An 11181-nucleotide genomic window follows, 5' to 3' on the forward strand; every position below is an offset into this window, starting at 1 on the left:
AAGAAAACGCCCTGAATGAGTCAGGGCGTGATTCTACCTGCTTTGCAGGGGATTTGTGGGATTGGGGCTGCTGTGCAGCCCTTCGCGGGCACGCCCGCTCCCACAGGAGGCGTTAAACCCGCCCCAGTGCCACCGCATGATGGCGCAGGTGTTCCTCGATGAAGCTGGCAATGAAGTAGTAGCTATGGTCATAACCCGGCTGCATACGCAGGGTCATTTCGTGGCCACCTTTGCGTGCCGCCTGCTCCAGCGCTTCAGGCTTGAGTTGCTTCTCGAGGAAGTCGTCACGGTCGCCCTGGTCCACCAGCAACGGCGGGCATTGGCCAGCAGGGGTTTCGGCCAGCAGCACGCTGGCATCCCACTCACGCCAGCGTCCACGGTCTTCACCCAGGTAGCGGCTGAAGGCCTTCTCGCCCCACGGACAATCCATCGGATTGCTGATCGGCGAGAATGCCGACACCGAGCGGTAGCGCCCCGGATTGCGCAAGGCGCACACCAGCGCGCCATGCCCACCCATGGAGTGGCCGCTGATGCTGCGCTCGCCCGACGCCGGGAAGTGCGCTTCGATCAGGGCTGGCAACTCCTCCACCACGTAGTCGTGCATGCGGTAGTGCTGGGCCCAGGGTTGCTGGGTGGCGTTGAGGTAGAAGCCAGCACCCAGGCCGAAGTCCCAGGCGCCGTCCGGATCGCCCGGCACCTGCTCGCCACGTGGGCTGGTATCGGGGGCGACGATGATCAGCCCCAGCTCGGCGGCCAGACGCTGGGCGCCGGCCTTCTGCATGAAGTTCTCGTCGGTGCAGGTGAGGCCGCTGAGCCAGTACAGCACCGGCAGCTTTTCGCCCTGCTCGGCCTGCGGTGGCAGGTACACAGCGAACACCATATCGCAACCCAGCACCTTGGAATGATGCCGGTAACGCTTGTGCCAGCCGCCGAAGCTCTTCTGGCAGGAGATGTTATCCAGGCTCATGGCAGACCTCAGAAGTGGATCACGCTACGGATGCTCTTGCCTTCATGCATCAGGTCGAAGGCCTTGTTGATGTCTTCCAGACCCATCGTGTGGGTGATGAAGGTGTCCAGCGGGATCTCGCCTTTCTCGGACATTTCCACGTAGCTCGGCAGCTCGCTGCGGCCACGCACGCCGCCGAACGCCGAACCACGCCAAACCCGACCGGTAACCAGCTGGAACGGACGCGTGGAAATTTCCTGGCCGGCACCGGCCACACCGATGATGACCGACTCACCCCAGCCCTTGTGGCAGCATTCCAGGGCGGCGCGCATCAGCTGAACGTTGCCGATGCACTCGAAGGAGAAGTCCACGCCACCATCGGTGAGGTCGACGATCACTTCCTGGATCGGGCGATCGTAGTCTTTCGGGTTGATGCAATCGGTGGCACCCAGTTGGCGGGCGATTTCGAACTTGGCCGGGTTGATGTCGATGGCGATGATACGCGAGGCCTTGGCCTTGACCGCACCGATCACGGCCGACAGGCCGATGCCACCGAGGCCGAAGATGGCCACGGTATCACCGGGCTTGACCTTGGCAGTGTTGAGCACCGCGCCGATACCGGTGGTGACGCCGCAACCCAGCAGGCAGACCTTTTCCAGTGCTGCTTCTTTCTGGATCTTGGCCACGGAAATTTCCGGCAGCACGGTGTATTCGGAGAACGTCGAGGTGCCCATGTAGTGGAACAACTGCTGGCCCTTGTACGAGAAGCGCGTGGTGCCGTCCGGCATCAGGCCCTTGCCCTGGGTGGCGCGGATGGCCTGGCACAGGTTGGTCTTGCCCGAGAGGCAGAACTTGCACTTGCCGCATTCCGGGGTGTACAGCGGGATGACGTGGTCACCCACGGCGAGCGAGGTCACCCCCTCGCCTACCGCTTCGACGATGGCACCGCCTTCGTGGCCGAGGATCGACGGGAAGATACCTTCCGGGTCAGCACCGGACAGGGTATAGGCATCGGTGTGGCAGACACCGCTGGCGACCACGCGCAGCAGCACCTCACCGGCCTTTGGCATGGCCACGTCGACTTCGACGATTTCCAGGGGTTTCTTGGCTTCGAAGGCTACGGCAGCACGGGACTTGATCATCAAAGGTCTCCAGACAGTGGATCGATTCAGTCTTGCAGTGTAATTCAGCGCCTTTTGATGAATAATCAGGCCAAAGACAAAACATTATTGCCACACAGGGATAATCGATGAGCAGCCGATGGGAAGGCATCGACGAATTTGTCGCCGTGGCCGAATCGGGCCAGTTCACTGCCGCCGCCGAACGCCTGGGGGTTTCCTCATCGCACATCAGCCGGCAGATCGCCCGGCTGGAGGACCGCCTGCAAACGCGTCTGCTGTATCGCAGCACCCGCCGGGTAACCCTGAGCGAAGCCGGGCAGACCTTCCTGCAGCATTGCCAACGCTTGCAGGATGGCCGTGAGGAAGCGCTGCGCGCCATGGGCGACCTGGCCAGCGAACCCAAGGGCTTGTTGCGCATGACGTGTGCAGTGGCCTACGGCGAGCGCTTCATCGTGCCGCTGGTGACGCGATTCATGGCGCTGTACCCGCAGTTGCGCGTGGATGTGGAGCTGAGCAACCACACCCTCGACCTGCTGCATGAAGGCATGGACCTGGCCATCCGCCTGGGCCGCCTGGCCGACTCTCGCCTGGTGGCTACCCGCCTGGCGCCAAGGCGCATGTACCTGTGTGCCTCGCCGGCCTATCTTGAGCGCTATGGCCGGCCACACAGCCTGTCGGAGCTGGCGCGGCACAATTGCCTGGTGGGGAGTTCGGACTTGTGGGCGCTACAGCAGGATGGCCGTGAGATCAGCCAGCGGGTACAGGGTAACTGGCGCTGCAACAGTGGCCAGGCAGTGCTGGATGCGGCGCTGCAAGGGATCGGGTTGTGCCAGTTGCCGGATTACTACGTGCTGGAACACCTGAACAGTGGTGCGCTGGTGTCGCTGCTGGAGGCGCACCAACCGCCGAATACGGCGGTGTGGGCGCTGTATCCGCAGCAGAGGCACCTGTCGCCGAAAGTGCGGCGGTTGGTGGATTACCTGAAGGAGGGGTTGGCGGGGTTGCCGGAGTATCGTTTCGGCTGACGGGATGTGCTGCATGTACTGGCCTCTTCGCGGGTAAACCCGCTCCTACGACGGTCTGTGTCCAACCACCGATGCGTGTGTAGGAGCGGGTTTACCCGCGAATACGGTGGCGGCGGCAACGGTGGACGGCGGGTGGGGATTGGCCAGCAGGTCCGGCCCTTTCGCGGGTAAACCCGCTCCTACGACGGTCTGTGTCCAACCACCGATGCAATCCATTGTAGGAGCGGGTTTACCCGCGAAAAGGCCAGCCCAGGAGAGCGCTCAGCGTTTACCCGCCCAGCGCTGGCGCAACCATTCGAGATCTTCGGGCCGGGTCACCTTTATGTTGTCACTGCGCCCTTCCACCAGCCGCGGCGCCTGACCGGACCATTCGATGGCCGAAGCTTCATCGGTCACCACCACATCCGACACCAGGCACTCAGCCAGCGCCCGGTGTAACGCTCCAAGGCGGAACATCTGCGGTGTGTACGCCTGCCAGATCGTGCTGCGGTCCACGGTAGCACTCACCCGGCCATGGCTGTCGGCACGCTTGAGGGTATCGCGCGCCGGCACCGCCAGCAGGCCACCCACCGGGTCGTCCGCCAGCTCCGACAACAGCTTGTCCAGGTCGCTGCGCGCCAGGTTCGGCCGCGCAGCATCGTGCACCAGCACCCAGTCGCTGTCCCCCGCCCCCTGGGCATGCAGCACCAGCAAGGCGTTAAGCACCGAGTCAGCGCGTTCACGCCCGCCCGCCGCGCACTGGATGCGTGGGTCGCTGGCGCAGCGCAGGCCAGGCCAGTACGGGTCGTCTTCGGCAATGCTGACCACCACGCCCTTAAGCGCCGGGTGGCCAAGAAAACAGTCGAGGCTGTGCTCGAGAAGAGTCTGCCCAGCCAGCTCCAGGTATTGCTTGGGGCGGTCGGCAGCCATGCGGGCACCTACACCCGCCGCAGGGATCACGGCCCAGAAGGCCGGCAAGGTATCGATCATTTCTGTGGCAACTGGAAGAGGGTTTCGCCCTCTTTGACCATCCCCAATTCATGGCGGGCCCGTTCTTCAACGGTCTCCATGCCTTTTTTCAGCTCTAGCACTTCAGCATCGAGCACACGATTACGCTCGAGCAAGCGCTCGTTTTCGGCATGCTGATCGGCAATCTGCTGCTTCAGTTCGGTCACTTGCGCCAGGCTGCCGTTACCCACCCACAGGCGGTACTGCAGGCCACCCAACAGCAAGAGCAGAACGAGGAACAACCAATAGGGACTGCGCATCACGTTATCCAGGTTAAAAAGGCTGCCGCGTACTTTTTACTTCGGGGCCTCGAATAGCACGAAGCCTGGCCGAGGCCAGGCTTCGTCGACAGAAACCCGTTAGTACGTAGGAAAGTTCAGTACGAACGTTCCTACAACTCCGGCTGCTGCCTTTTTACCATCTCTTGCTTAGCCGCGAAACTCGGCACGACCGCGGTAAACCGCTTTGGCGCCCAGTTGCTCTTCGATGCGCAGCAGCTGGTTGTACTTGGAAACGCGGTCGGAACGGCACAGCGAGCCCGTCTTGATCTGGCCAGCAGCAGTACCCACAGCCAGGTCGGCAATGGTCGAGTCTTCGGTTTCACCGGAACGGTGCGAGATCACTGCAGTGTAACCAGCAGCCTTGGCCATCTGGATGGCTTCCAGGGTTTCGGTCAGCGAGCCGATCTGGTTGAACTTGATCAGGATCGAGTTACCGATGCCTTTCTCGATGCCTTCCTTGAGGATCTTGGTGTTGGTCACGAACAGGTCGTCACCGACCAGCTGGACTTTTTCACCGATCTTGTCAGTGAGGATTTTCCAGCCAGCCCAGTCGGACTCGTCCAGGCCGTCTTCGATCGAAATGATCGGGAAACGCTCGGTCAGGCCTTTCAGGTAGTCGGCGAAGCCTTCGGCGTCGAACGACTTGCCTTCGCCGGACAGGTTGTACTTGCCGTCTTCGTAGAATTCAGAAGCCGCGCAGTCCAGGGCCAGGGTCACGTCGGTGCCCAGCTTGTAGCCGGCTTTTTCGACAGCTTCAGCGATGGCGCCCAGGGCGTCTTCGTTGGATGCCAGGTTAGGGGCGAAACCACCTTCATCACCTACGGCGGTGTTCAGGCCACGGGCCTTCAGTACAGCCTTGAGGTGGTGGAAGATTTCGGTACCCATGCGCAGGCCGTCAGAGAAGGTCTTGGCGCCAACCGGCTGAACCATGAACTCCTGGATGTCGACGTTGTTGTCGGCGTGCTCGCCACCGTTGATGATGTTCATCATCGGAACCGGCATCGAGTACTGGCCCGGGGTGCCGTTCAGGTTGGCGATGTGCGCGTACAGCGGCAGGTCCTGGTCCTGGGCAGCAGCTTTGGCGGCAGCCAGGGAAACAGCCAGGATGGCGTTGGCGCCCAGCTTGGCCTTGTTCTCGGTACCGTCCAGTTCAATCATGGCGCGGTCCAGCGCCTTCTGGTCGGAAGGATCCTTGCCCAGCAGCAGGTCACGGATCGGGCCGTTGATGTTGGCGACGGCCTTCAGCACGCCCTTGCCCAGGTAACGGCTCTTGTCGCCATCACGCAGCTCCAGCGCTTCGCGCGAGCCGGTAGAAGCACCGGACGGCGCGCAAGCGCTGCCGATGATGCCGTTGTCGAGCAGTACATCGGCTTCCACAGTGGGGTTGCCACGCGAATCGAGAACTTCACGACCTTTGATGTCGACGATTTTTGCCATTGTTGTAAGCACTCCAGAATTTGACGAAAACAACTTAGCTTAGGAAATTCTTGCCGTTCACCGGGCGAACTTGCTTTGGGCAGGCCTGATGAAGGGAGCCCCTGACCGACTGGTCAGGGGTGGATCGGGCGGTACTTTACCCGAGAAATGAGCTTTACGCGGTTTCTACCGTCGGAAAACTTTTCACCAGGTCGTCCAATTGCTTGAGCTGGACCAGGAACGGCTCCAGTTTATCCAGGCGCAGGGCGCATGGGCCATCGCACTTGGCGTTGTCCGGGTCGGGGTGGGCTTCGAGGAAAAGCCCGGCCAGGCCCTGACTCATGCCGGCCTTGGCCAGGTCAGTGACCTGGGCCCGACGACCGCCGGCGGAATCGGCGCGGCCACCCGGCATCTGCAGGGCGTGGGTCACGTCGAAGAACACCGGGTACTCGAACTGCTTCATGATGCCGAAGCCCAGCATGTCGACCACCAGGTTGTTGTAGCCGAAGCTCGAACCACGTTCGCAGAGTATCAACTGGTCGTTACCGGCCTCTTCGCACTTGGCCAGGATGTGTTTCATTTCCTGAGGTGCGAGGAACTGAGCCTTCTTGATGTTGATCACCACGCCGGTTTTGGCCATGGCCACCACCAGGTCAGTCTGCCGCGACAGGAAAGCCGGCAGCTGGATGATATCGCACACCTTGGCGACGGGCTCGGCCTGGTAAGGCTCGTGCACGTCGGTGATCACCGGCACGTTGAAGGTGCGCTTGATCTCTTCGAAGATCTTCAGCCCCTCTTCCATGCCAGGGCCACGGTAGGACGTTACCGACGAACGGTTGGCCTTGTCGAAGCTGGCCTTGAACACGTACGGGATACCGAGCTTCTCGGTAACCCGCACGTACTCTTCGCAGACCTTCATCGCCAGGTCACGGGATTCCAGAACGTTCATGCCGCCGAACAGGACGAACGGCTTGTCGTTGGCGATCTCGATGTTACCGACGCGAATGATCTTCTGGGTCATCGATCAGGCCTTGTTCTTCTGAGCCAGGGCTGCCTTGACGAAACCACTGAACAGCGGGTGGCCGTCACGCGGGGTGGAGGTGAACTCCGGGTGGAACTGGCAAGCGACGAACCACGGGTGATCCTTGGACTCGACCACTTCCACCAGCGCGCCGTCTTCGGAACGGCCGGAAACCACCAGACCAGCGTCCACCAGTTGTGGCAGCAGGTTGTTGTTCACTTCGTAGCGGTGACGGTGACGCTCGGTGATCACGTCCTTGCCGTAGCAGTCGTGCACCTTGGAACCGGCAGCCAGCTGGCAGTCCTGTGCGCCCAGGCGCATGGTGCCGCCCAGGTCGGAAGCCTCGTCGCGGGTCTCGACGGCACCGGTGGCATCGGCCCACTCGGTGATCAGGCCGACCACTGGGTGGCCGCTGTTACGGTCGAACTCGGTGGAGTTGGCGTCTTTCCAGCCCATCACGTTACGGGCGAATTCGATGACGGCCACCTGCATGCCCAGGCAGATACCCAGGTACGGCACCTTGTTCTCACGGGCGTATTGCACCGCAGTGATCTTGCCTTCCACACCGCGCAGGCCGAAACCGCCCGGTACCAGGATGGCATCGGCGCCTTCGAGCAGGCTGGTGCCCTGGTTCTCGATGTCTTCCGAATCGATGTAACGCAGGTTGACCTTGGTCCGGTTGGTGATGCCGGCGTGGCTCATCGCTTCGATCAGCGATTTGTACGCATCCAGCAGCTCCATGTACTTGCCGACCATGGCGATGGTCACTTCGTGCTCCGGGTTGAGCTTGGCATCGACCACCTTGTCCCACTCGGACAGGTCGGCGCCATTGCACTGCAGGCCGAAGCGCTCGACGACGAAGTCGTCCAGGCCCTGAGCATGCAGCACGCCCGGGATCTTGTAGATGGTGTCGACGTCTTCCAGCGAAATCACCGCACGCTCTTCAACGTTGGTGAACAGCGCGATCTTGCGACGCGACGAAGCATCGACCGGGTGGTCGGAGCGGCAGATCAGCACATCAGGCTGCAGGCCGATGGAGCGCAGCTCCTTGACCGAGTGCTGGGTCGGCTTGGTCTTGGTTTCGCCAGCGGTGGCGATGTACGGGACCAGGGTCAGGTGCATCAGCATGGCACGCTTGGAGCCCACTTCGACACGCAGCTGGCGAATCGCCTCGAGGAACGGCTGCGACTCGATATCACCCACGGTACCGCCGATCTCCACCAGGGCCACGTCGGCATCGCCGGCACCCTTGATGATGCGACGCTTGATTTCGTCGGTGATGTGCGGGATGACCTGGATGGTCGCGCCCAGATAATCACCACGACGCTCTTTGCGCAGCACGTGCTCGTAGATACGGCCGGTGGTGAAGTTGTTGTTCTGGGTCATGGTGGTGCGGATGAACCGCTCGTAGTGCCCCAGGTCGAGGTCGGTCTCGGCGCCATCGTGGGTGACGAACACTTCACCGTGCTGGAACGGGCTCATGGTGCCCGGGTCGACGTTGATGTACGGATCCAGCTTGAGCATGGTGACCTTCAGGCCCCGCGCTTCCAGGATGGCCGCCAGGGAAGCCGAGGCAATGCCTTTCCCCAATGAAGAAACAACACCGCCCGTGACGAATATGTAGCGCGTCATGAAAAACCCTAGAAGTCTGCGTTAAGGCGGCCAGCGCCGCCGGAGAAAGCGAAGGAAGGCCGAAGCCCCCGATCACCTGCGTCAATCACAGTGCATCTCGAAAAACTGCCGCGTCTGTACAGCCAGGGTATACCCGGCATGGCGTTCGCTCGTCATTTCCAGAATCAGCTCGGCAAAAAACTGCTTGGTAATCGGCAACCCCTGTGTTTTCGCGGAACCCACAGAAGTTGTATCAAGAAGGGAGGGTAGTCTACCGGAATGTACCCTTCAGCTCAAACCTTGCGCGTTCGTCGGTAACTGCCAGTGCAGTTGGCAATCCGCCTGCACCAGCCCGGGCAGGTTGGCCACCGCCAGCAGGCGTTCGCCGTGATACAGCAACGGCAGGCGCGAGCGCAGGAAATGCGGCACCTGCTGTTCGTTGAGCAGGCGCTTGAGGTCCCGCCGGCCACGGCCGGGAACCTCCAGCATTTCCCCCCCCTGACGGTAGGCAATGCGCAACACGCTCGACACGGCTGCGCCAACAAGACGCACGCAACCATTGCCCGGCAACCGCAACGGCCGATCAGGGTCGGGCCAGGCCAGCGAGCCAGCCGGTTGCTGTAGCCAATCACCGCTCAGCCACCAGATGCGCCCGTGGCTACGCACCAACCGTCCATCGGCAAGCCGCCAGACTGGCCGGGCATCGGCAGCGGCATCGCGCAGGTCTGCCCAGCCGGCCCAGTGCCGGGTATCGGGCAAACGGGTGCGCTGGCTCAGCCAGTACTGCAAGGCATTGCGCTGACGGGCCGGCGATAACGCCAGCAGGGCGGCCAGGTCGAGGGAATCCAGCCCCGGCCAGGCGATGGGCGCCCCCTTGCCCGCAAGCGCCAGATCCTCTTGGGCCAGTTCGTCCAGCAAACCCAGCGCCTCGCCCAGATGCTCTGCTGCCCGGGCGAAGTTCTGGCTGGCCTGTGGCCAACGTTGCTGCAAGTGCGGCATCACTTCGCCGCGCAGGTAGTTGCGGGCGAATTGTGTGTCGAGGTTTGACGGGTCTTCGATCCAGGTCAGCCCTTGGGCTTGGGCATAATCCTGCAAATGTTGCCGGGAACAGGCCAGTAACGGCCTGACCAGGCTGCCCTGCCCCAGCGCCCGCTGCCCCGGCATTGCCGCCAGGCCCCGCAGGCCGGCACCACGCAACAGGCGGAACAGCAGGGTCTCGGCCTGGTCGTCGCGGTGCTGGCCGGTGAACAGGATATCGCCCGGGCCGAGCACTTGCCTGAAGGCGGCATAGCGGGCATCGCGAGCGGCCTGTTCAAGGCTGGCGCCTGGGGAGACCTGGACGTGGATGACCTGAAGTTCAACGTCGAAATTGTCGCAGATGGCCTGGCAGTGGGCGGGCCAGGCGTCGGCAGCAGCTTGCAGGCCGTGGTGGATATGGATGGCGCGCAGCGGGGGGGATGCGTGGTTGCGGGCGTATTCGGCCAGCAGGTGCAGGAGGACGGTGGAATCGAGGCCGCCGGAGAAGGCGACGTACCAGGTGGGGGCGTTGAGCCAAGGAGTGAGGTTGATCATCTAGCCCTCGCTCGATTCCAGAAAGCATTCGCGGGCATGCCCGCTCCCACACGTACGGCGCAAGCCTCAAGGGCAGCGCAATACCTGTAGGAGCGGGTTTACCCGCTAACACCGGCGAAGCCGGTGCCATCAATCACAAGGGCCGCAAAACGGCCCCGGGGCAAATCAGAATCAGAGGCCGTAGCTCATCAGGCGCTCGTAACGACGGGCCAGCAGCGCATCGTTGTCGAACTTGCCGAGCATGTCCAGCTGCTGCACCAGATCGGCACGGATGCTTTCGGACATCTTGGCCGGGTCACGGTGGGCGCCGCCCAGCGGCTCCTGGATGACCTTGTCGACAATGTTCAGGCTCTTCAGACGCTCGGCGGTGATGCCCATGGCCTCGGCCGCGTCTGCTGCTTTATCGGCAGTTTTCCACAGAATCGAAGCACAGCCTTCCGGCGAGATCACCGAGTAGGTGGAGTACTGCAGCATGTTCAGTTGGTCGCACACGCCAATGGCCAGTGCACCACCGGAACCACCCTCACCAATCACGGTAGCGATGATCGGGGTTTTCAGGCGTGCCATGACCCGCAGGTTCCAGGCGATGGCTTCACTCTGGTTGCGCTCTTCGGCGTCGATACCCGGGTAGGCGCCCGGCGTGTCGATGAAGGTCAGGATCGGCATCTTGAAGCGTTCGGCCATTTCCATCAGGCGACAGGCCTTGCGGTAGCCTTCCGGGCGCGGCATGCCGAAGTTGCGACGCACTTTCTCGCGCACTTCACGGCCCTTCTGGTGGCCAATGACCATGACCGGCTTGCCGTCCAGACGCGCAGTACCACCCACGATGGCGGCGTCGTCAGAGAAGTGACGGTCCCCGTGCAGCTCTTCGAACTCGGTGAAGATGTGCTCCAGGTAGTCCAGGGTGTAAGGACGACGCGGGTGACGGGCCAGGCGGGCGATCTGCCAGCTGGTCAGGTTGCCGAAGATGCTTTCGGTCAGGGTGTTGCTCTTGTCTTGCAGACGGGCAATTTCATCGCTGATGTTCAGCGAGTTGTCGTTGCCCACCAGGCGCAGGCCTTCGATCTTGGCTTGCAGGTCGGCAATCGGCTGTTCGAAGTCGAGGAAATTCGGGTTCATAGTCATCCGTCTTGGGTCTACGGCCAGGCGGCCGGCCGGTTGATCCGTTTGGCGCCATACCTTAAGGGATCAGGCGCATTCA

General features: G+C 62.2%; 10 protein-coding genes. 1 reads left to right on the forward strand and 9 read right to left on the reverse strand.

The window, feature by feature from the left end:
* Positions 1–112 precede the first annotated feature (112 nt).
* Positions 113–967: an S-formylglutathione hydrolase gene (fghA, locus tag PRJ_RS21550; protein WP_014592130.1), complete on the reverse strand. Its 855-nt coding sequence runs from the start codon at positions 965–967 to the stop codon at positions 113–115.
* Positions 968–975: 8 nt separating this feature from the next.
* Positions 976–2088: an S-(hydroxymethyl)glutathione dehydrogenase/class III alcohol dehydrogenase gene (locus PRJ_RS21555; RefSeq protein ID WP_104962432.1), complete on the reverse strand. Its 1113-nt coding sequence runs from the start codon at positions 2086–2088 to the stop codon at positions 976–978.
* Positions 2089–2195: 107 nt separating this feature from the next.
* On the opposite strand from PRJ_RS21555, the gene PRJ_RS21560 reads away from it, so the two are divergent.
* Positions 2196–3092, forward strand: a complete 897-nt coding sequence (locus PRJ_RS21560; protein ID WP_003252336.1) for a LysR substrate-binding domain-containing protein — start codon at positions 2196–2198, stop codon at positions 3090–3092.
* A 261-nt stretch (positions 3093–3353) separates the two neighbouring features.
* On the opposite strand, the gene ispD is transcribed toward PRJ_RS21560, so the two are convergent.
* From ispD to PRJ_RS21600, 7 genes are all read right to left on the reverse strand, one after another.
* Entirely contained in the window at positions 3354–4061 is a 708-nt protein-coding gene (ispD, locus tag PRJ_RS21565) for a 2-C-methyl-D-erythritol 4-phosphate cytidylyltransferase (protein WP_064490978.1), read from the reverse strand.
* Positions 4058–4339 (reverse strand): cell division protein FtsB, encoded by a 282-nt coding sequence (gene ftsB / locus PRJ_RS21570; RefSeq protein WP_004576849.1) that lies wholly within the window; start codon positions 4337–4339, stop codon positions 4058–4060. Before ftsB ends, ispD begins: the two co-directional genes overlap by 4 nt.
* A 168-nt stretch (positions 4340–4507) precedes the next feature.
* A complete protein-coding gene (eno, locus tag PRJ_RS21575; protein WP_003252333.1) occupies positions 4508–5797 on the reverse strand; it encodes a phosphopyruvate hydratase in 1290 nt (429 codons plus the stop codon).
* 154 nt (positions 5798–5951) lie between these two features.
* Complete coding sequence (kdsA, locus tag PRJ_RS21580; RefSeq protein ID WP_010952685.1) at positions 5952–6797, reverse strand: 3-deoxy-8-phosphooctulonate synthase; 846 nt, start codon at positions 6795–6797, stop codon at positions 5952–5954.
* A gap of 3 nt (positions 6798–6800) precedes the next feature.
* Positions 6801–8429 (reverse strand): CTP synthase, encoded by a 1629-nt coding sequence (locus PRJ_RS21585; RefSeq protein WP_012270851.1) that lies wholly within the window; start codon positions 8427–8429, stop codon positions 6801–6803.
* Between the two features lie 267 nt (positions 8430–8696).
* Complete coding sequence (gene tilS, locus PRJ_RS21590; protein WP_104962433.1) at positions 8697–9980, reverse strand: tRNA lysidine(34) synthetase TilS; 1284 nt, start codon at positions 9978–9980, stop codon at positions 8697–8699.
* 171 nt (positions 9981–10151) lie between these two features.
* Entirely contained in the window at positions 10152–11099 is a 948-nt protein-coding gene (locus PRJ_RS21600) for an acetyl-CoA carboxylase carboxyltransferase subunit alpha (RefSeq protein ID WP_003252323.1), read from the reverse strand.
* Positions 11100–11181 lie beyond the last annotated feature (82 nt).

It is taken from the genome of Pseudomonas sp. XWY-1 (genome assembly GCF_002953115.1).
Classification (GTDB): Bacteria; Pseudomonadota; Gammaproteobacteria; order Pseudomonadales; family Pseudomonadaceae; genus Aquipseudomonas; species Aquipseudomonas alloputida.

What these genes read in the sequence shown, in the direction of transcription:
- fghA (WP_014592130.1), bottom strand. Translation starts at nt 967, where the DNA reads ATGAGCCTGGATAACATCTCCTGCCAGAAGAGCTTCGGCGGCTGGCAC.
- PRJ_RS21555 (WP_104962432.1), bottom strand. Translation starts at nt 2,088, where the DNA reads ATGATCAAGTCCCGTGCTGCCGTAGCCTTCGAAGCCAAGAAACCCCTG.
- PRJ_RS21560 (WP_003252336.1), top strand. Translation starts at nt 2,196, where the DNA reads ATGAGCAGCCGATGGGAAGGCATCGACGAATTTGTCGCCGTGGCCGAA.
- ispD (WP_064490978.1), bottom strand. Translation starts at nt 4,061, where the DNA reads ATGATCGATACCTTGCCGGCCTTCTGGGCCGTGATCCCTGCGGCGGGT.
- ftsB (WP_004576849.1), bottom strand. Translation starts at nt 4,339, where the DNA reads ATGCGCAGTCCCTATTGGTTGTTCCTCGTTCTGCTCTTGCTGTTGGGT.
- eno (WP_003252333.1), bottom strand. Translation starts at nt 5,797, where the DNA reads ATGGCAAAAATCGTCGACATCAAAGGTCGTGAAGTTCTCGATTCGCGT.
- kdsA (WP_010952685.1), bottom strand. Translation starts at nt 6,797, where the DNA reads ATGACCCAGAAGATCATTCGCGTCGGTAACATCGAGATCGCCAACGAC.
- PRJ_RS21585 (WP_012270851.1), bottom strand. Translation starts at nt 8,429, where the DNA reads ATGACGCGCTACATATTCGTCACGGGCGGTGTTGTTTCTTCATTGGGG.
- tilS (WP_104962433.1), bottom strand. Translation starts at nt 9,980, where the DNA reads ATGATCAACCTCACTCCTTGGCTCAACGCCCCCACCTGGTACGTCGCC.
- PRJ_RS21600 (WP_003252323.1), bottom strand. Translation starts at nt 11,099, where the DNA reads ATGAACCCGAATTTCCTCGACTTCGAACAGCCGATTGCCGACCTGCAA.